The sequence below is a fragment of the Candidatus Ichthyocystis hellenicum genome (assembly GCF_001460935.1).
Lineage (GTDB): Bacteria > Pseudomonadota > Gammaproteobacteria > Burkholderiales > 2013Ark19i > Ichthyocystis > Ichthyocystis hellenicum.
Map to the genome: position 1 here is coordinate 1,368,392 of NZ_LN906597.1, position 19,076 is coordinate 1,387,467.

The window sequence follows — 19,076 nt, forward strand, 5'->3', positions numbered from 1 at the left end:
ATATAAGCATAAAAAATATCAACTATTAAAAAATAATCTTGTTTAAGATTATTAATTGCTAAAATACAATGTATGTTTTTGTTTTATTGATGATCCCATAAGTGTATCAATATTTTGATAGATGGTATTGTCATGATAGTTCATGTACAATTACACACTTTAGTACTATTTGGTTATAAGTCTTTCAAAATTATAATAAACAGTAAGTTGTAAATGATAGAGTTGCGCACAATGAAGTGACTACAGATAATGGATTTATTTACCTTAATTTACTACTAATAAATCTTTATCATACTGGTACTGTTAATCCAGTAAAATTGTTGCAAAATGTAAATAGAGTTTGTGCTGTATTGCTACTTTTTCTTTGTTAACATTAATTATTATTGAATTTATATTCATTAATCTAGTTATGTATTGCGTATTTAGCACAATGATAATATGAAGTTTTAGTGGGAAATGCCATAATTAATATTAGTTATGTGCGTAACTGCAGGTATATTCATTTGTGAGTTTGTAGATTCATACCTAAAGTGTAGGCATTAATACTTACTGATATGAGTGTTTCCACTATCTTTATTTAATTTGAGTGCCAGTGTGATATTTACATTGACCAGGAAAAGTTATTTATCCTTAATGGGACATACAGGATCTATTTATAAACTTTCACGGTCATGAGGAAATGAAAAACTAAAGGTAAGAACTTATTTGCCTTACCTCTATTTAAGTTGTAGTTACTTTTTCTGTGTATGGGACGATTTTTTTTTCGATCTTGGATACTGATGAGATGGATGAGTTAGTGAATAACTTGATAATGCATCGTCTATTTCTTCTTCTGAAATGTCGTTGCTTTCCAAAACGAGACTTTTTATGGTTCGATTTGTTTCTAAAGCGCATTTGGCCAAGTTAGCCGCTTCCTCGTATCCTATTATCGGAGAAAGTGCAGTGGCAAGAGATACTGATCTGGAGACCCGATCTGCTAATTTTTCCCTATCCGCTGTTATTCCTCTTACGCAAGATCTATCCAAGGTTTGGCATCCTGTAGTTAGGTAATGACAACTCTCGAAAAGGCACTTTGCCATGATAGGCTCGAAGGCATTGAGCTGAAGCTGACCGGCTTCAGCTGCAAGAGAGATGGTGAGGTCATTTCCTATTACTTGGAAGCATATCTGATTAACTACTTCGGGAATTACCGGATTAACTTTACCTGGCATAACGCTGGATCCTGCAGCTCTTGGTGGTAGCCTGATATCACCGAATCCAGCTTGAGGTCCAGAAGACATGAGACGCAGGTCGCTACAAATCTTAGAAAGAGTGATGGCAAATTGCTTGAGAGTATTCGAAAATCCAACAAATACGGCAGTATCTTGTGTTGCAGCTACGTAATTGGAGGCTTGGAAAAGATCAAGCTCAGTTATATCTGATAATCTTTTGCAGGACATTTCTGCGTACATAGGTTCGGTATTTATTCCCGTACCTATAGCAGTGCCGCCAAGATGTATTTCAGCTAATGTTCTTTTGCAAAATTCAAATCCAGACAACAATCTTTTAAGCATTGCTGATTGTGCAGAAAAGACTTGTTTTAAAGTTACGGGGACAGCATCCTGTAACTGAGTACGAGCAATAATCAGAACATCTGATAATTCCTCTGCCTTTGCTTCAATAGAGTCGCACAATTCTTTGACTGATAGACAAAATTCATCAATCATGCGTATACATGTTATCTTTATACTAGTGGGGTAAACATCATTAGTACTCTGGGATCTGTTGACGTCGTCTACAGGGTGGATAACATCATATCTGCCTTTATCATATCCCATTATTTCAAGAGCTATGTTAGCTATAATCTCGTTGGCATTCATGTTTGTGGAAGTGCCAGCTCCACCCTGGATAGGGTCAATGATAAATTGGCTATCATACTGGTTAGATTCTACTCTGATGCACGCTTCTACTATAGCTTGACCAACTTCTTTCTTTATGAGACCAAGCTCTATGTTAACTTCTGCTGCAGCCCTTTTAACCTCTGCTATTGCTCTTACAAACTTAGGTTCTTCACCTATGTAGCGACGAGTAATGGGGAAGTTATCAATTGCACGAGCAGTATGAATACCCCAATAAACTTCGTGAGGTATTAGCCACTGTCCTAAACTGTCGTGCTCAACACGGGTTTCGGTTTCGTCCATGGTTTGTGCCTTTCTTTTCCCCTGTAATCTCTTTCAAGTTTTTCACCGTCTATGGTGATCTATTTTGCAGCCATTTTTGAGGTGGTACGTATATGTTATTTATCATTTGCTAAAATTCAACGGAGTAATATCACTAATGACTACCAGTAATAGTTTTTACATCAGCAATTATTGAGTCTAGTCGGGCGTTTTAGCAAATGAGAGTTGTAATTTGCAAAATTAATTTTTGTTGTAAAAAGATGAAAAATTGATACGTGATTTTTGGCAATTATCATCTATTGCTACTTTGGAGATTGCAATATTCTTCAATACAGCTAGAATAGCAACTATCCTTGCCCTTCTGACTATTCATAGTTAGAGCAGAGAGGGCTTATTCCATAAGGAGCTTGTTATGAGGTACTACGAAGTGGTTCTTATTGTGCACCCTGATCAAAGTGAGCAGGTTCAGGCTATGGTTGGGCGTTACACCAATATGGTAGTTAGTGGTGGTGGATCCATCTCTCGTTTAGAAGATTGGGGTCGCAGGCAGCTTTCTTACCCCGTTGAGAAGATTCACAAAGCCCATTATGTTTTGATGAACATTGAGTGTTCCCACGATTCTTTAACTGAACTCGAGCACGCCTTTCGTTTTAATGATGCAATCTTGCGTTACCTTATTGTGCGTCGTTATGAAGCTGTATCGTCTCCTTCTCCCATGATGAAAGAGGATAAGTCTCGCTCTTTGCTTAAGGAGGAGAAAGCATCCGTTGATACTAACACCCAGTCTGAAGACAGTGGGAGCGCGATCGATAATAATACAGAAGTTACTGATGAGGTTATTGTTACAGAGTAGCTTTATTCTTGAAGGGCCTTGTCTGTGTTAGCACCTAACCTTTCCCACGTCAATAGTGTTCACTTGTCTGGCGTTTTGCGGGAGTTGTCCTCTCCTCGTTATACTCCGTCAGGTTTGCCGGTGGTTGAAGGTGTTGTGTGTCATTTTTCTCATAGAGCGGGTGGTAATGTTCCTATGAGAGTTGATGTAGAAGTAAGATTTGTTTCTGTGGGTAGTGATTCTACTAGACTTGTGTCCTCGTTTATTGGCAGGACGATTTTTCTTGAGGGATTTTGGGGACCACACGGTATTTATCGTTTACCTGTGCTTCATGTAAATTCATTTTGTTTTTTTTGTGATAGGGAAAGTGGTGATTTATGAGTACTCAACAGGTATCTTCTTCTTCCAAGTGGGGAGCAAAAAAATCTTCTTCTTCTAAGTCCAAGCGTCGTGACGTTTCAAGGGGTGTTACATTCAGGAGACATAAGTTTTGCCGATTTACTTCTGAAGGTATAAAGGAGATTGACTACAAGGATATTGATCTATTATCTGCTTTTGTAACTGAGACAGGAAAGATCATTCCCGCTCGTCTGACTGGTACCAGTGCTTTTTATCAGCGCCAACTAACAACGGCCATAAAAAGGGCAAGATTTTTGGCTCTTCTGCCGTACACGGATGCTCACAAATAGATACTGCTATAATGCGGTTGCTGAATTTAAGGAGAATGATGTGACTAAGTCGGTCATGGAAGTAATATTGATTGAAAATATTCCACCTCTTGGGAAATTAGGAGATATAGTTTCTGTAAAGATGGGATATGCGAGGAATTTCTTGTTGCCCAGTGGTAAAGTAAAGCGTGCTACAGAACAAAACAAGAAAGAATTCGATGTTCGGCGTGAGGAGCTGGAGAAGGCACAGAAAGCTAAATTGTCATCGGCACAAGAGTTGTCAGAAAAGATGAGTGGCCTGACTGTACAGATTGTTCAAAAAGCAGGAGTAGATGGAAGGTTGTTTGGTTCTGTTAGCGTTGCTGATATTCTTTTCCATGTGAACCAAAATGGATTTTCTATAGACAAGCGGTCTATTGTTCTTTCTCAACCAATAAAAACTGTTGGTGATTACGAGGTCGTTGTTTCTTTGCACCCAGAGGTTTCTGTTTCTATAACTGTCTCCGTTTTGGGTGAGAATTAATCTTGATGTAGCTTGTGTTTTTGCTAGTGGCGTGTATATGGCGGTTTGTCGCAGTTCTTTCTTTGGTCACTTAGGTCGTTACCAATCTCAGGTTTCGTCGTTGCTGTGTGTCGGTATTGATCCTGATCCTGATGTAATTGGTAACCCAGCTGAAGTTTATGCCTTTTGCGAAAATTTGGTTAAACAAACGGCTCCTTTTGTTTGCGCCTTCAAGATTCAAGTTGCTTGCTTCGCTGCTAATGCCCTTGAGAATGATCTTAGGCGCATTATTGATTTTATCCATCTTAATTATCCCAATGTAAGTGTTATTTTAGACTCCAAACGCGGTGATATTCCTTCTACCGCTTGCTGGTATGCACGGGAATGCTTTGGGCGCTATTGTGCTGATGCTACAACGGTTCAACCATATTTGGGAGCAGATGCTATATTGCCTTTTTCTTCATATGATCAAAATGGACAGAGGGGTGTTTTTGTGCTTTGCAAAACATCTAATTTGGGTTCGTCCGATTTGCAGGAACTCAGGCTAGAGGATGATTTGCCTGTGTATATGAGTGTTGCCAGGATGGTATCTAAGTTTTGTTCCTCATATGATAATTGTGGCTTGGTTGTTGGTGCTACATATCCAGATGCTATTGCTCATATCCGTCTTCATTTCCCTGATGTTTGGTTATTGATCCCAGGTGTTGGTGCTCAGGGGGGATCATTGGAAAGGGTTATGGATATTACCGGTGGTTATCGTGTTTTGATTACTGTTTCTCGTTCTGTTATCTATCCTTCTCGTTTTTTTACCGATAAAAATATGACTTCTGCTGATGCGGCATTGGCTATACGTGATCAAATAAATCTCGGGAAGTTAATGGCTTCTGATGAAAAATGAAACTATTGAACTAAAAATCCCCCCTCACTCTGTTGATGCTGAGCAAGCTGTACTCGGTGGTCTTATGCTTGACAGTTCTGTTTGGGACAAAGTGGTGGATGTTCTTTCTGAGTCTGATTTTTATAGAGACGACCATCGTTTGATTTTTTCTCACATCATGAAAATGATTGACCTTTCACGTCCCATAGATTTAGTTACAGTTTCTGAATCACTGGAGCGCAGCGATCATTTAGAACACGTAGGAGGTGTGGCTTACTTAGCTGCTGTTACAAAAAATACACCATCTGCAGCTAATATTCGACATTATGCTGAGATTGTCCGTGATCGCGCAATTTTAAGGCGCCTCATTACATTATCTAGTGAGATTGCAGAGTTGGCTTTTCACCCTAGAGGACGTGTTGCTAGTGATATCCTCGATGAATCTGAACGCAAAATTTTTGAAATTGCCGAGCGAGGAGGGAAGGGTTTTACTGGATTTACTGACATCCAAGTTGTTCTTGATGAAGTTATGGAGAGACTTCAGGAGATTCAGGAATCAGGTCCATCTAATATTACTGGTGTCCCTGCTGGTTATGCTGATCTGGATGAAATGACTTCCGGATTTCAGCCTGGTGATCTCATAATAATTGCAGGCAGACCTTCTATGGGAAAGACGGCTTTTTCCCTGAATATTGCAGAATATGTTGCCGTGCAACAGATGCTCCCTGTTGGAATTTTCAGTATGGAGATGTCTAATACACAATTGGCCATGAGGATGATTTCCTCCATGAGTAGATTGAATCAGCGTAAAGTGCGTAATGCACAACTAACTAACGATGAGTGGGAGCGTTTAGTTACATCTTTTGGTCTTCTGAAAGATGCCCCAATTTACATAGATGAATCTGCTGCTCTTAACTCTTATGAAGTCAGAGCTCGTGTTAGGAGATTGCATAGACATTACGGTGGGAAATTAGGCTTAGTCATAGTAGATTATTTGCAGTTGATGTCTTCCACAGGTAGCCAATCAGATACTCGCGCTACTGCTGTTTCCGAGATTTCTCGTTCTTTAAAAGCTTTGGCTAAAGAGGTAAATTGTCCTGTTATTGCTTTGTCTCAGCTTTCTAGACGTGTTGAGGAACGAGGTGATAAAAGACCCCAAATGAATGACCTTAGGGAGTCTGGTGCAATTGAACAAGATGCTGATCTCATACTAATGTTATATCGTGACGAATACTATAATCGTGATTCAAGAGAAAAAGGGGTTTGTGAGGTTATAATAGGTAAGCAAAGAAATGGACCAGTTGGAACGGTGAGGCTTCATTTTTCTGGAGATATTACTCGCTTTGAAAATTTGGCTCCTGTGCATGCATATTGATTTATACTCCTGTGTGTTATGTTGTTTCTGTGTTGTACTGTGCGTTTTGATATAATTTTCGTGTTCTTGTAGAGAGACTTTATAGAGAAAGTTTGTATGAAATTCTTACTGGATGTTCGCAGATTGCTAAGTGTGATTTTTAATCAGCAAACTCCTCCTGATTTGGAGCAGGTCTGGCGGGATTTTACAGATAGAGTTAAATCTTTATTTGGTATGAAGTCTTCACAGAAGAAGCCATCTAGTATGGGATCTTCGTCGAAGCCTTCTCCAGATGGAAAAGGATTTATTTTTAGTTTTGCCCTTTTTTTAACTATTGCTCTTACTATATGGTTTTTAAGTGGTTTTTATGTAGTTGGTGCTAATCAGCAGGCTGTTGAGCTTCTTTTTGGTAGGTACGTTAGAACTCTTGATCCGGGTTTGCATTGGCACTGGCCATTTCCTATTGAGAGTAGGGAAATTTATGGCATTACCAATGTTCGTACTGTCCAGCTGGGTTACCGAGATAATCCTGAGGACATTGACAAAGACGAAGCTACCATGCTCACTGACGATGAGAATATTATAAATATCCAATTCTCTGTTCAGTATTCGGTTAGAGATGTTAAAAAGTTTGCTTTTAACAATAGTTCTACTCCTGATGATTGGGTTAGGAAAGCTTCAGAGTCAGCCATGCGTGAAGTAGTTGGTAGGCATGTAATGGATTATGTTCTCTACGGTGGGCGGGCAGATATTTCAGAGCGTTGTCGGACCCTGATACAGGATATTTTGGATAGGTATGAAACCGGTATCCAGGTTATAAAGGTGAATTTGCAAAATGCTCAACCACCAGAGCAAGTTCAGGATGCCTTTAGTGATGCAGTCAAGGCTGTTCAGGATCGCGAAAGGCAGAAAAATGAAGGCCAAACTTATGCTAATTCTATTATTCCTAGAGCTAAAGGTGATGCCTCTCGTATTCTTTTAACCGCTGAAGGATATAAACAACGGGTGGTTGATGTTGCTAAAGGTGACTCCCGTAGGTTTGAGGAAGTTTTAGAGGCTTATAAAAGGAATCCTAAGATAACCGAGGATAGACTCTACTTAGATGCTATGTCTAACGTTCTCAAGCGATCGTCTAAGGTTTATGTTAGTTCTCATGCCAGTCAAAATTTGCTTTACTTACCTCTTGATAAAATTATACCTGTTGGTGATAAAAAGTCTGTTTCTTCCAGTGCTAGTGATAATTATTCTCCTCCTGCTACAGATCACACTGATAACTTTGAGGCAAAATCTAGTAATGTTTCTCGGGAACCACAATCTTCTCATAGGGATGATGTGGCTATAATTTTGAAAAGTCGTGAGCGAGGAGAACGTTTATGAATTATAGATTGGTAGGCTTCTTTCTTGCTCTGTTTATTTTTCTTTTTGGTCTTTCTGTTTTTAAAGTTGATGAAAGGGAGACTGCGGTTGTTTTGCAGTTTGGTAAGATAAAGAGGGTTGTTCTTGATTCAGGTCTTCACTTTAAGGCTCCATTCGTGGAGAATGCTAGGTTTTTTGATAACCGTATTCAGGTTTTGGATTCACAAAATCCAGAGCGTTTTATTACCTCAGAGAAAAAGAACATCAACATAGATTCTTTTTTAAAATGGCGTATTGTTGATCCAAAATTATTTTTGACCACTATGTCAGGAAATTTATCTTTTGCCGAGCTTCGTTTAACTCAAACAACTAATTCAGCTCTTCGCGAAGAGGTTGGTAAGTTCCCTGTTCATGACGTTATATCTGGACAGCGGGATGATATAATGAAACGAGTAAGCAAGCGTGCTGATGCTGATGCTCGTCAGTTTGGAGTTAAAATCGTTGATGTTCGTTTGCGTAGGGTTGGGTTTCCACCCGAGGTTAGTGATTCTGTTTTTAGGCGTATGCGTGCAGAGAGGGAACGTGTTGCTGCTCAGTTGCGGTCACAGGGATTCGGTGAAGCCGAGAGTATTCGTGCAGATGCTGACAAAAGGCGTGTTATAATTCTAGCAGATGCTTATAGAAAGGCAGCTGAAATGGAGGGGCAGGGTGATGCTGCGGCGTCTGATATTTATGCTAAGTCGTTTACTAAAGATCCTTCTTTTTTCCGTTTCTACAAGAGCATGGGAATTTATCAGGACTCTTTCCGCGATAAATCCAATATTTTGGTGTTGGACCCAACCGTTAGTTTGTTGAAGTACTTTTCTTCTCAGAAGTTTTCCAATCCAGAGAAATAGGTTTTTATATGTCTTGGAGTAATTTGATTCATGCTTTGGCGATTTTTTTTGTTCTTGAGGGGGTGTTTCCTTTTGCCTTTCCAAAGATGTGGGTTGAGAATTTTTCTAAACTTTTGTCAATGCCTATACAAAAAATAAGGATTTTGGGTTTTTCAATGATGTTGATTGGTGTCTTTTTATCGCTAGTCGCTCATAATACATAGTGTTCCAATAGAAGTGTTCCAATAGAATTTTTTCTGGGAGGTGTCCGTTTGTGCGTCAGCCATACGATCGTAAGCGACATGTTGTTGTTATAGGAGCACAATGGGGAGACGAGGGGAAGGGTAAGATAGTTGATTATCTTGCCTCGTCTGTTTCCAGTGTGGTTCGTTTTCAAGGTGGGCATAATGCTGGTCATACGTTGTGTTTGAATAATAAGAAATTTGTTTTACATCTTATACCCTCTGGTATTTTGAATCCGAACGTATTGTGTTACATAGGAAATGGTGTTGTTGTTTCTCCATCAGCACTTTTGGAGGAGATTGCAGCCCTTGAGTATTTAAATCTTGATGTTCGTTCCCGCATCAAAATTTCTATGAATTGTCCACTTATTTTTCCTTTTCATGCGCAGTTAGATATAGCTAGAGAGAGTGCCAGAGGACCTAATCGTATAGGTACTACAGGACGTGGTATTGGGCCTGCGTACGAAGATAAGGTTGCTCGACGTAGTGTTCGTATGCAGGACTTGTTATCTCTTGATCGGTTAAGTAAATCTTTGAAGGAATTAGTTGATTTTTACAATCAGTACTTTTCTTTTTTGAAAGTTTCTCCAATAGATTACAAGCAAAATTTGGACTCGTTGTGGGCTGCTTCACAGCAATTAAAGCCAATGATATGCGATGTTTCGACTGCTCTTTACAAGGAGGATCAGGATGGAAAAACTATTTTATTTGAAGGAGCTCAAGGGGCTCTTCTTGATGTTGATCACGGAACATATCCATTTGTAACCTCATCTAATTGTGTTTCTGCTCAGGCAGCTATTGGATCCGGAGTTAGCCCTTTTCTTTTGCACCATGTTCTCGGTGTTGCTAAAAGTTATTGCACTCGGGTGGGTTCTGGTCCTTTTCCAACTGAGCTTGATGGTAAATTTGCGGATTATTTTTTGGAAAAAGGACGTGAATTCGGTTCAACTACAGGTCGAGTTAGGCGTTGTGGTTGGTTTGATATTCCTATGTTGCGTCGTTCTAACCAGCTAAATGGGTTTTCCTCTCTCTGCATAACAAAGATGGATGTCCTGGATGATTTGGATGAAATTAAGGTATGTGTAGGTTATTCTTATCAAGGTTCTACCTATGATGTTGGATTTACAGACAGTTTGTCTTTGTCCAAGTGTGAGCCTATATATGAGACTCTACCTGGATGGAAATCATCTACTATTGGTGTTTCAGAATTTTCTGATCTGCCTGACAATGCACAGAAGTACGTAAATTACATAGAAGATCGTGTTGGTGTGCCGGTTAGTATTATTAGCACCGGTCCAGATAGAGAAGAAATAATTTCTATACAAAAGGGTTAGTATGCGTTCTATGCTTAATCTATTTCCCTTGTTGGTATTTGTGATTATGTACATTTGGAAGGGAATATACTGGGCTACTTCCTCTCTCGTTGTTTCTCAACTAATTCATATTGTAGCTTGTAGGCTTCTATCATATAAAATTGATATTTACTCCAAGGTAGCGTTTTTCTTGGCCGTTACATTGGGTGGTATGACACTTATACTTCATGATGCGCGTTTTATACAAACTAAACCTACTATCATATACTGGTTAGCCTCATTGGCTTTTTGTGTTGCTCACTATAAGAATAAAAATGTCCCGGAATTACTATTGAAAGATAAGATTGATTTCAGGGTTCATCCTACTGTTTGGAATAAAATCAGCATAGCATGGATTACGTCGTTTTTTGTATTAGGACTTATTAATATATATGTAGCTTTTTCTTTCAGCGTGAACGTATGGTTTTATTTCAAGTTTTATTTTGTTTCTGCATTTTTACTATTGTTTTCCATAATTCAAGTTACTTACCTTTGGAAAAGCAGGATAACAAAGGAAAAAAGTGATGACGCAAGATGAAAGTGGCAGTAAACTGTCCGAGGTGGTGCATAAGGTTGAAAATCGTTTGCAGGTGTTTTTTTCTCCTTCTTCCTTGTCAGTGAAGAAACGGTTGCACTCCCGCCACAATGATTATCGTGATTCCGATGCTGTGCATCTTGTTATTTCTATTGAATCTTCTGCCTTTAATGGCCTGACTTCTCTCCAGTCTCATCGTTTGGTATACAGTCTACTTGATGATATGATCCCGAGTGAGATACACTCTGTCATTATTAAGACAGTATCCGTTTCTGTTTGAGTCAAAAGAAGGATTTTCGAATGAAGAACAAATTTCTGGTTGCTGCTGTTTTAGGCAGTATGGTGTTTGGTGCGGTAGCTGCCTTACCTCCTGGTGCTGTTGCGGTGGTTAATGGTGAGCCGATTTCTAAGTCTGTCCTCGACTTTTTGATGTCTCAGGCTCCTTCGGGTTACTTGAAAAATAGTAAGAATGCCGAGGAAGTTCGATCTCATGTTAAGGAACAGCTTATTCGTGCTTCTGTTATTGTCCAGGAGGCAAGGAAGCATGGATTTCAAAATCGCTCTGATGTCAAAATTGCCCAAAACTTAGCCGAGCAGGATGTTATTGTTCGTGCATTTGTTAAGGATTACATGGACAGCCACAAGCCAACTGAATCTCAGTTGCGTGAGTCTTACGGAAAGATGAAGGCAAATATGAATGGTAAGGAGATTCACTTGCATCATATTTTGCTTTCCACAGAAAAAGAAGCTAAGATGGTTTCCGCTAAATTGGCTAAGGGTGCTAAGTTCGAGGATTTAGCCAAACGCTATAGTAAGGACACAGTCTCCAAACCTAAGGGTGGTGATTTGGGTTGGTCTTCCCCCGCAGTTTATGTTAAGCCATTTGCTGATTCAGCTGAATCTCTTAAGGATGGTATGACTTCTGTTCCTGTTAAAACCCAGTTTGGTTGGCATATCATTAGGCGTGACTCTTCTCGCGATGCTAAAGTTCCAGAATTTGATGCGGTTAAATCTCAACTTGAGCAAATGTTTATTCAGGAAGAACTCCAAAAGTATGTTGAATCTCTGCGTAAGTCAGCTAAAGTTGATGAATAATTGAGTTGTTTGTTATATCTTGTGGGGTGCCTTTTTGGTGCCCCTTTTTTGTTTGCGATAGTTTTATTTTCCACCAATTACCATATTGTTTAGTGGTTTGCTGTGGCTGTTACTGTTTGTCTTGCTTTGTTTGTGTTTTTAAGAGTATTTTTTCGATGCTGCTTTTATGTTAATGGATTGATTTCTATGTTTTTATTTACCAAAGCGAGCCAGTGTGAATGTAATGGTATTAGTGCGCTCCTTGTTGCTGTTTTGGCAAGCAGTGCTGATTCCGTGATTTCGATCATATAATTTGTGTTTATTGCAAATATTATTGATTGTGTTAAGTTTATCTAGTTGGTAACAAAAAGTTTTTATCTACTGCTGGTATGTATTTTACTGCACGTAATCGTGAACAACGTGTTGGTTTGAGATTATGTTTACTTGTAATAGTGGTGGATGTACATATTTATTAAGTATTTATATATCTAATGTTTGTCAATGATTTGTATCATGATTTGGTGCGTAAAATTATGGACTGAGAGCTAGTCTTGCCTTAGGGGTGGAGCTTCCAATTTAACAATTGAAATATTATAAATATCTTTATTTGTCTATTATGAATAATTTTTTTGTTTATTGAATTTTGATGATAGGATAACCTTATTTTGCTGTAGGACAGTGCTAGTGTTTCATAGGTATGAAGCTAGCACAGTAATCTTGATCAGATATTTACCAATGAGTAAGAGGTGTATGATTTGTTTCTTAGAAAACAAATGCTTTGGCTTTTTACGATGCTGTCCATCCCCCATCTATGCTGAATGATGATCCCCTTATTTCTTGTGCTTCATGGCTGGCTATGAAGAGGCACATTTCGCTTACTTGTTCTATAGATACGAACTTCCCAGATGGTTGTTTCTCCAAAAGCAGCTTTTGTTCGGCACTGTTCGTGTCTATACCTTCATTTTTAGCTATAAGATCTACCTGTTTTTTTACCAAGTCAGTTAGTACCCACCCAGGGGAAACGGCATTGCATGTAACTCCAGTCTTTGCGGTTTCAAGGGCCACTGCTTTTGTTAATCCCAGAAGCCCATGTTTGGCAGCAACATATGCACTTTTATTTACTGATCCGACTAGAGCATGTGCAGAACAAATGTTAATTATCCTTCCGTAATTTAATGATTTCATTCCAGGTAGTGCTAATCTTATAGTGTGAAAACAAGCAGTCAAGTTTACCGCTATGATTTGGTTCCATTTATCTACAGGGAAACTTTCTATTGGTGAAATGTGTTGAATACCGGCGTTGTTAACAAGTATGTCAATGTTTCCCACTGATGACCTAATATTACTAAACAAGGACTCGATTTCATCGATATTAGAAAGATCGGCCTGAAAGTAAAATGTATTTTTTTGAGTGGATTTGTCAATATTGGACATAAGTTCTTCTTCTGAACTATTTATTCCATTAATGACAACTTTTGCTCCATTAATGAGAAATTTTTTTGCTATACCCAGTCCTAATCCAGATGTTGATCCAGTTACTAGTACGACTTTGTCTGTAAAGTACGAGTTATCCAATTAATTTCCTTTCTTATTTTTGTGCTATATACTTGCGCAAGTTTTGGAAGCGTATTTAGCTGGAATAGATGTGCTGCATGAAAATGAAATTCCTACTTTAGATGAGAATCCTAACCTAATAATTAGTATTTTTTTTCTGAACTCGCCTGGAAGTTTAGAGTCGTTTCTGTACGTCAGGGTGGATGTGCAAGTGTCTCCGGTTTTTGCGAAAACTACTTGGCTGAAATAGCTTGATTCATCGGTTGTGAACGATTTTGTACCTGTCTTACATTTTGATGATAAAAGTAGTTTACTTTTGGTTTTGGATGTAGATATAGCCCGTGCTTCTTGTAAGGAGTCAATGAATTTTGCCTTTTTGGATGAATTCATAAAATTAGGTAAAGCGATAAAGATTACTACGGCAAATACCAAAGTTGCTGTAATAATTTCAATGACCGAGAATCCTATTTGATGATTGTTGATCATCAAATCCCCCTTGATACGTACACTATAGGGGTCTATTATAAGGCTTATGAGGTTATTTTATCTATATTGACGATATTTTGTAGGGTTTTTTTAATTATAGGTTGCTAAAGCTATCTGCCGAGTCCTATGTGGGGAACTTATGTTTTCTGTTGAAACTTTTTTTGATGAAGTAACAAATTCTTTTACCTATGTTTTGTCCGATCCCGATACCTCCGAGGCTGTTGTTATAGATCCAGTATTGCTTTACGACAATAATCGTAGCCAGATTAGTGCGGGAGTCTTAGAGAAGGTCATAGATTATATTACTACTAATAAGTTGGTTATTAATTGGATACTGGAAACTCACATTCATGCCGATCATCTTACCGGTTCTTTTTTCTTAAGAAAGATGTTAGGGGGGAAGGTTGCGATTTCTAATCAAATATATAAAGTGGTTACTTCTTGGGCTCCTAAGTTTGGTTGGAATGTTGACAGCAAGTTTTTAGATGGAGGATTTGATATTTTTTTGAAAGATGGAGATGAACTAAGTTTTGGAAAGCACAAAATAAAGGTTTTGTCCACGTCAGGTCATACCCCTGCGTCCTCTAGCTACTTGATAGATGATGCTATTTTTGTAGGTGACGTTTTGATGATGCCGGACTTGGGGACTGCTAGAGCAGATTTTATAGGTGGTAGTGCTTCTGATCTGTATCATTCGGTACAGAAGATATTTTCACTTCCAAAGAATTGTAGAGTTTTTGTTGGTCATGATTATCCTTTAGGGCGTGACGTAGCTTGTTTTGCTACAGTTGAGGAGCATCTAAGATCTAATGCAATGATTCGTAAAGAAACTTTAGAGAATGATTTTGTTAATTTGCGTAATAAAAGTGATTCTGGAAAAAGTTATCCCAGGCTGATTTTTCAAGCGGTCCAATTCAACCTTAAGTTAGGTTTTTCTGAGCCATTGCTACGAGGAGATAGCATATTTTTTCTAACTATACCTGTCGATAATCATCTAGTTGCCATAAAATGATTGAATTCTGGTGATGATATTTGTTGTTCAACTCCATGGTTCTTGATTGTAATGTCGTGATTATTTTCTTCAGCAATTATTCCGATTATTTTGAGGGTATATCCGAATCTTTTTTTAAATTCTGTGCAAATTTCTTCAACTGCACGGTTTTCTGTGCAGAACATGAGGCTGTAGTCTTCTCCTCCTATTAACTGTGTTGTTTCTGGATTGCACTCAACCATCTTACAAGCTTCGATAAAAGATAACGGTGGCTGAAACCAGGATTGTTCTATGCATGCACTTTTTTGTGATTTTTTAAGCATTCGGCGTAAATTTACCAGTATCCCATCTGATGTATCAGTCATGGAGTGTACAGATTTTTGTTGTGCTATCCATTTTCCTTCATCTGTCCTTATTTTGGGGTTTTTTAGAGCTTCCCTATAAATTCCTAGCGAGCTGTCAGAAATCCCATTTTCGTACGATAGAAGACCTATATGAGCGTGTCCAGGATTACCACACAGTAGTATTAAATCTCCACATTGTGCTCCTGCCATTCTTTTTATGTATTTTTCATCGATTACCCCAATCAACGTAATGCTGATGTAGATATCATTTGGTGATTCGGTGATATCGCCCCCCATAATGGATATATTTTCTCTGAGGCAAAATTCGCAAAATTCTCGGCTCCATTCGTTCATATAAGATATTCTGTGTTTAGGGAAGGATATGCTGTTCCACAAATAAAGTGGTGATCCTCCCATAGCAGATATATCGCTTATATTTACAGCAATGGCTTTGTGTGCAAGATCTATAGGAGCATAATAACTTGTTCTAAAGTGGATATTTTCCACCAGGGAGTCTTGGGTTGTGATGTAGTGCCTATTATTTTGGTATGGAATAACTGCGGAGTCGTCTCCTATTCCGTTGAATAAAGGAAATTTTCCTCTAAAAATATCTATTATTTCTTCCTCAGTAGTCATGGTATTTTATTGTCGTAATGTGCGGTCAGATTAAGATATCGTTAGCTCGGTATTATACTATCCTACTTTCGAGATAGGTTTAAATATTAAGCAATGATAGTATGAAACTACTGCCATTGTGTATTATGCTTTTAAGGGGGAGATTATGGTGAGAGAGAGAAATGTCCTTGGCGGTCCTTTGGAATCTTGTTGTTTTTGCCCTGTAGATGGATGCCACAAAAATTGTTTCTGTAGATCTTACGATCGTCTTAGCGGTGATTTATCATTTGTGTGTGCCATGATTAGTGATGATTTTTTATCTTTTGCCAGTTCTTTGGAAAAAGATTTATTCGTTCCAGATTTTGAAGGATTAAATATTGGTGATTGGTGCTGCATTCCAGCCTCGCTTTGGAAGAGAGCATTTGATGCTGAAGTTGCTCCCCTAGTTAATTTGGGAGCTACAAGTGAGCGTGTACTCCAATCTTTATCTTTTAGTGAATTATCCAGTAAGCGTTATGCTATATGGAATGATAAGTTTGCTGATAAAAATAATAAACCTAAAGACGAATCAGTCGCTGAAAGTAGTACAAAATCTTCCTAGTCCTAGATAAAACTAATCCGATGCTCTCATTATTAATAACATCTATTCTACGATAATTTTAAGTGCGGAGGTGAGTTTCCGTAATGGTCATTACTAATAATTAGTAATTGCGTGCTCGATAGTTATCCTAATTGATAGCCAGGTTTTTTTGATACAAAATCCTTCATGCTGTTTTTAGAACTTCTTGTTTTTAAAAGCATTAATAAAGATTAAAAGATTAATTTAAATGGTGAGGAAGAAAAAAAATCGTCGTTATTCGGATAATAATAATAATACATAATAATAATAATAAGTTCTTATAGCGTATGGATTTTTTTCTTCTTACCCCCATATTTCCCCTATGTTGTGGAGTGTTGTACATGGAAATTAGAGAAGGCTATGGGCATGGTCAAGAGTGTTTAAGTACTACTGCTGTTTCAGCTCCTATAAATATTCCTGGTCGTAGGAATGTTCATGATTTTGGTAGTCCTGGTGGATATCTAGGTAATGGTCATGCCGATGTCCAGCCTACTCCTACCCTTCCTAGTGTTTTTATGTATAATTTCGGATGTGATGGTTGCGATTGTCTTAGATGTCGTAATCCTCTTCCTCCTCCTCCTTCTTCTTCTTCTTCTGATGCTTCTGATGCTTCTGATGTTTCTGCTTCTATTAGTTCTTTTGATCGTTTTCCTATCAATTCTTCTCCTTCCCTTTGTCTTTCTTCTTATCTCTCGGGATCCTCTTGTTTCTCTGGAGATGAAGCTGACGATGAAGATTTTATTTTTCCAGGTGATTGCTCGGCTGAAATTTTTGACCACAGCAATGCCATGTCTTATACCAGATTTCCGGACTTATTTGACGAATGTCCTACTTCTGTATTTCCAGAAGCAGTAGACGGAGGAAATGTTACAAACCAACCTATTAATCACTCTCATGATTATGGTTCAGGGATTTGTTCTAGATTTTTTAGTTTGTTGCCTTGCTGTGGTGCCAATAGCAGGGCGGATACATTGAGTAGTATTAGTAGCAGTATGAGTGGTTATAGTAATGCGGTACATTTTTTATTAGATAGTGATTATACATGCTTACGTGAACATCGAGATCATGTTTTTACTGTCAATAGGAGGCCGGGTGGCAATGTTGATGCGGTACGTTTTTTGTTAGGTGATAGTGGTATGCAAAATTGTGGAGGTAATGATTTAACTCATGGTCATTGTGATCCGACAGATCATACGGTTGTTCAAGTAGCTCAATCCTCTAATCAGGCTCAAGCCTCTAATCATGTAGCTCAACCTCCTGTTAAAGTAACTAGACCTCATGTTGTTCGAAGTTACAATGGCATTGCTGCTTCTAGTAATTGTAATGAAAGTTTACTTTTAGAATTGCTGTTTTCAAAAGAGCTTTTATTATTAGGGATATTGGCTATAATAATGGTTATTCTTATGTTGTTGGGTCACTTCATTGGTGATCAATAGTTTTTGTGGCGTGTTTTTCCCGACTTGAGGATTTTCGGTGATAATGACTACGTGGTAATTTTTGCATAAAATGATATTATTACTCGTGATTTTTATCATTTTTTGAGGCAAAAATGGCTCGTTATGGCGTAACCTACGATGAGGTACATCGTGCTATTGAAATAATTCAGGAAGCAGGTATGTGCCCTACCATTGATCGGGTACGGGAAATGCTGGGCACTGGTAGCAAAACCACTATTTCGGCATTAGTTAATAAGTGGAAAAAAAATAATAATTCTCGACTTAATAGCTCGTGTATTTCATTGCCAGATGAGCTTAGTGTTTCTGTCAAAAAAATTTACGAGTCTATACAAGCATCCGCAGATGCTAAAATATCCCAATATAGTGATGAATGCAAAATAAAAATAGATGAGATTTGTTCTTCTTTGGATGCTATGAAAGTTGCTAATGATGATTTAGCTGCGGAATTGTCTGCATTGAGAGAAAAGGAAAAAATTTTTACTTCTGAAAATAAAATGCTTATTGACAAACTCTACGATAACGAAAAAATTATTTTACAAATTAAAACAAAATTAGATGAATCACATAAAATAATTGATGACTATAGAATTAGATTTGATGAGAAAACACAAGAAAATAGAATGATTAGGGATAATTTTGAACACTATTGTCAAAAAATGTCCGAGTATAGACAAAGAGATATAGAAGAAAGTCATGCTATGAAGGAGCAGCTTCGCAATGAAGCTGCTATCTTTAAGAACAGATCCTTAGAGCTGAAGAATGACGTAGAAAAAAAGGTCTTGGAGTTAATTGAAATAAGGAATAGCTTAGAATGCGTTCTTAAAGAAAATAACGAATTATTGTTAGGTAAGGAGAGAATTTTGTCAGAAAATAATATCCTTAATAATCAAATAAATTTTCTTAATATTAAGATAGACGAAAAAGACTCAATAATAAGAAATTTAGAAAAAGAGGTTGTTGAATTAATGTGTTGTGTTGATAAACATAGTAACGAATTAAAAGATAATGTTGGCACCATTAATAAAGCAAAAGATAAAGTTGCTTCTATAGAAATAGAGCATGAGAAATTATCTAATGAGTACCATTACTTGCAAGGTAGACTAAATCAGCTGGAAAGCATATTGTCGATAATCATTCATAAGGATTGATTTTAGGTGCTTGCAAAATTAATATTTTCGAATACT

Annotated in this window: 21 protein-coding genes; 17 read left to right on the forward strand and 4 right to left on the reverse strand. The window is 37.9% G+C overall.

The genetic code is table 11. From position 1 onward, the window contains the following. Positions 1 to 731: 731 nt before the first annotated feature. Positions 732 to 2,180 (reverse strand): aspartate ammonia-lyase, encoded by a 1,449-nt coding sequence (locus Arg41_RS05250; RefSeq protein ID WP_092343861.1) that lies wholly within the window; start codon positions 2,178 to 2,180, stop codon positions 732 to 734. 391 nt (positions 2,181 to 2,571) lie between these two features. Between Arg41_RS05250 and rpsF the strand changes: the two genes are divergently transcribed. From rpsF to Arg41_RS05315, 13 genes are all read left to right on the forward strand, one after another. Next, positions 2,572 to 3,012 carry a 30S ribosomal protein S6 gene (rpsF, locus tag Arg41_RS05255; RefSeq protein ID WP_092343860.1) on the forward strand — a complete coding sequence of 147 codons (441 nt, stop codon included), beginning with the start codon at positions 2,572 to 2,574 and terminating at the stop codon, positions 3,010 to 3,012. 24 nt (positions 3,013 to 3,036) lie between these two features. Then, complete coding sequence (locus tag Arg41_RS05260; RefSeq protein WP_092343859.1) at positions 3,037 to 3,372, forward strand: single stranded DNA-binding domain-containing protein; 336 nt, start codon at positions 3,037 to 3,039, stop codon at positions 3,370 to 3,372. Further along, entirely contained in the window at positions 3,369 to 3,680 is a 312-nt protein-coding gene (gene rpsR / locus Arg41_RS05265) for a 30S ribosomal protein S18 (protein ID WP_092343858.1), read from the forward strand. The genes Arg41_RS05260 and rpsR overlap by 4 nt, the downstream gene beginning before the upstream one ends. Before the next feature lie 55 nt (positions 3,681 to 3,735). Next, entirely contained in the window at positions 3,736 to 4,182 is a 447-nt protein-coding gene (gene rplI, locus Arg41_RS05270; protein WP_092343882.1) for a 50S ribosomal protein L9, read from the forward strand. Further along, positions 4,172 to 5,059, forward strand: a complete 888-nt coding sequence (gene pyrF / locus Arg41_RS05275) for an orotidine-5'-phosphate decarboxylase (protein ID WP_242641408.1) — start codon at positions 4,172 to 4,174, stop codon at positions 5,057 to 5,059. The genes rplI and pyrF overlap by 11 nt, the downstream gene beginning before the upstream one ends. Next, positions 5,049 to 6,413 carry a replicative DNA helicase gene (gene dnaB, locus Arg41_RS05280; protein ID WP_092343857.1) on the forward strand — a complete coding sequence of 455 codons (1,365 nt, stop codon included), beginning with the start codon at positions 5,049 to 5,051 and terminating at the stop codon, positions 6,411 to 6,413. Before pyrF ends, dnaB begins: the two co-directional genes overlap by 11 nt. 96 nt (positions 6,414 to 6,509) lie before the next feature. Further along, positions 6,510 to 7,769, forward strand: coding sequence for an FtsH protease activity modulator HflK (hflK, locus tag Arg41_RS05285; protein ID WP_092343856.1), 1,260 nt, complete (start codon positions 6,510 to 6,512; stop codon positions 7,767 to 7,769). Next, positions 7,766 to 8,644 (forward strand): protease modulator HflC, encoded by an 879-nt coding sequence (gene hflC / locus Arg41_RS05290; protein ID WP_092343855.1) that lies wholly within the window; start codon positions 7,766 to 7,768, stop codon positions 8,642 to 8,644. Before hflK ends, hflC begins: the two co-directional genes overlap by 4 nt. A gap of 8 nt (positions 8,645 to 8,652) precedes the next feature. After that, entirely contained in the window at positions 8,653 to 8,847 is a 195-nt protein-coding gene (locus Arg41_RS05295; protein ID WP_092343854.1) for a DUF2065 domain-containing protein, read from the forward strand. 50 nt (positions 8,848 to 8,897) lie between these two features. Next, positions 8,898 to 10,199, forward strand: coding sequence for an adenylosuccinate synthase (locus tag Arg41_RS05300; protein ID WP_092343853.1), 1,302 nt, complete (start codon positions 8,898 to 8,900; stop codon positions 10,197 to 10,199). Between the two features lies 1 nt (position 10,200). Next, positions 10,201 to 10,755 (forward strand): inner membrane-spanning protein YciB, encoded by a 555-nt coding sequence (locus Arg41_RS05305; protein WP_092343852.1) that lies wholly within the window; start codon positions 10,201 to 10,203, stop codon positions 10,753 to 10,755. After that, complete coding sequence (locus Arg41_RS05310) at positions 10,742 to 11,032, forward strand: BolA/IbaG family iron-sulfur metabolism protein (protein WP_092343851.1); 291 nt, start codon at positions 10,742 to 10,744, stop codon at positions 11,030 to 11,032. Before Arg41_RS05305 ends, Arg41_RS05310 begins: the two co-directional genes overlap by 14 nt. 20 nt (positions 11,033 to 11,052) lie before the next feature. Next, the gene (locus Arg41_RS05315; RefSeq protein WP_092343850.1) at positions 11,053 to 11,847 is read left to right on the forward strand and encodes a peptidylprolyl isomerase; all 795 of its coding nucleotides are present in this window, start codon (positions 11,053 to 11,055) and stop codon (positions 11,845 to 11,847) included. Positions 11,848 to 12,612: 765 nt separating this feature from the next. Here the strand turns inward: Arg41_RS05315 and Arg41_RS05325 are convergent. Together Arg41_RS05325 and Arg41_RS05330 are read right to left on the reverse strand one after the other, a co-directional pair. Then, positions 12,613 to 13,401 carry a 3-hydroxybutyrate dehydrogenase gene (locus Arg41_RS05325; protein WP_092343848.1) on the reverse strand — a complete coding sequence of 263 codons (789 nt, stop codon included), beginning with the start codon at positions 13,399 to 13,401 and terminating at the stop codon, positions 12,613 to 12,615. A gap of 24 nt (positions 13,402 to 13,425) precedes the next feature. After that, positions 13,426 to 13,866 carry a type II secretion system protein gene (locus Arg41_RS05330; RefSeq protein WP_092343847.1) on the reverse strand — a complete coding sequence of 147 codons (441 nt, stop codon included), beginning with the start codon at positions 13,864 to 13,866 and terminating at the stop codon, positions 13,426 to 13,428. A gap of 139 nt (positions 13,867 to 14,005) precedes the next feature. On the opposite strand from Arg41_RS05330, the gene Arg41_RS05335 reads away from it, so the two are divergent. Continuing rightward, the gene (locus Arg41_RS05335; protein ID WP_092343846.1) at positions 14,006 to 14,878 is read left to right on the forward strand and encodes an MBL fold metallo-hydrolase; all 873 of its coding nucleotides are present in this window, start codon (positions 14,006 to 14,008) and stop codon (positions 14,876 to 14,878) included. Here the strand turns inward: Arg41_RS05335 and thiL are convergent. After that, on the reverse strand, positions 14,857 to 15,837 hold the full coding sequence (gene thiL, locus Arg41_RS05340; RefSeq protein ID WP_092343845.1) for a thiamine-phosphate kinase: 981 nt from the start codon (positions 15,835 to 15,837) through the stop codon (positions 14,857 to 14,859). The two genes, Arg41_RS05335 and thiL, sit on opposite strands and share 22 nt — an antisense overlap. A gap of 145 nt (positions 15,838 to 15,982) precedes the next feature. Here thiL and Arg41_RS05345 point away from each other — a divergent pair, with 145 nt between their 5' ends. The 3 genes from Arg41_RS05345 (at position 15,983) to Arg41_RS05360 (ending at position 19,040) form a co-directional block, all read left to right on the forward strand. Continuing rightward, positions 15,983 to 16,417 carry a DUF2237 family protein gene (locus Arg41_RS05345; RefSeq protein WP_092343844.1) on the forward strand — a complete coding sequence of 145 codons (435 nt, stop codon included), beginning with the start codon at positions 15,983 to 15,985 and terminating at the stop codon, positions 16,415 to 16,417. A gap of 359 nt (positions 16,418 to 16,776) precedes the next feature. Further along, positions 16,777 to 17,871: a hypothetical protein gene (locus Arg41_RS07935; RefSeq protein ID WP_157722287.1), complete on the forward strand. Its 1,095-nt coding sequence runs from the start codon at positions 16,777 to 16,779 to the stop codon at positions 17,869 to 17,871. A 113-nt stretch (positions 17,872 to 17,984) separates the two neighbouring features. Continuing rightward, positions 17,985 to 19,040 carry a DNA-binding protein gene (locus Arg41_RS05360; protein WP_092343841.1) on the forward strand — a complete coding sequence of 352 codons (1,056 nt, stop codon included), beginning with the start codon at positions 17,985 to 17,987 and terminating at the stop codon, positions 19,038 to 19,040. Positions 19,041 to 19,076 lie beyond the last annotated feature (36 nt).

Bases quoted from the DNA above. Each gene is read 5' to 3' on its own strand.
- Arg41_RS05250 (WP_092343861.1), bottom strand. From the start codon at position 2,180: ATGGACGAAACCGAAACCCGTGTTGAGCACGACAGTTTAGGACAGTGG.
- rpsF (WP_092343860.1), top strand. From the start codon at position 2,572: ATGAGGTACTACGAAGTGGTTCTTATTGTGCACCCTGATCAAAGTGAG.
- rpsR (WP_092343858.1), top strand. From the start codon at position 3,369: ATGAGTACTCAACAGGTATCTTCTTCTTCCAAGTGGGGAGCAAAAAAA.
- rplI (WP_092343882.1), top strand. From the start codon at position 3,736: ATGGAAGTAATATTGATTGAAAATATTCCACCTCTTGGGAAATTAGGA.
- dnaB (WP_092343857.1), top strand. From the start codon at position 5,049: ATGAAAAATGAAACTATTGAACTAAAAATCCCCCCTCACTCTGTTGAT.
- hflK (WP_092343856.1), top strand. From the start codon at position 6,510: ATGAAATTCTTACTGGATGTTCGCAGATTGCTAAGTGTGATTTTTAAT.
- hflC (WP_092343855.1), top strand. From the start codon at position 7,766: ATGAATTATAGATTGGTAGGCTTCTTTCTTGCTCTGTTTATTTTTCTT.
- Arg41_RS05295 (WP_092343854.1), top strand. From the start codon at position 8,653: ATGTCTTGGAGTAATTTGATTCATGCTTTGGCGATTTTTTTTGTTCTT.
- Arg41_RS05305 (WP_092343852.1), top strand. From the start codon at position 10,201: ATGCGTTCTATGCTTAATCTATTTCCCTTGTTGGTATTTGTGATTATG.
- Arg41_RS05310 (WP_092343851.1), top strand. From the start codon at position 10,742: ATGACGCAAGATGAAAGTGGCAGTAAACTGTCCGAGGTGGTGCATAAG.
- Arg41_RS05315 (WP_092343850.1), top strand. From the start codon at position 11,053: ATGAAGAACAAATTTCTGGTTGCTGCTGTTTTAGGCAGTATGGTGTTT.
- Arg41_RS05330 (WP_092343847.1), bottom strand. From the start codon at position 13,866: ATGATCAACAATCATCAAATAGGATTCTCGGTCATTGAAATTATTACA.
- Arg41_RS05335 (WP_092343846.1), top strand. From the start codon at position 14,006: ATGTTTTCTGTTGAAACTTTTTTTGATGAAGTAACAAATTCTTTTACC.
- thiL (WP_092343845.1), bottom strand. From the start codon at position 15,837: ATGACTACTGAGGAAGAAATAATAGATATTTTTAGAGGAAAATTTCCT.
- Arg41_RS05345 (WP_092343844.1), top strand. From the start codon at position 15,983: ATGGTGAGAGAGAGAAATGTCCTTGGCGGTCCTTTGGAATCTTGTTGT.
- Arg41_RS07935 (WP_157722287.1), top strand. From the start codon at position 16,777: ATGGAAATTAGAGAAGGCTATGGGCATGGTCAAGAGTGTTTAAGTACT.
- Arg41_RS05360 (WP_092343841.1), top strand. From the start codon at position 17,985: ATGGCTCGTTATGGCGTAACCTACGATGAGGTACATCGTGCTATTGAA.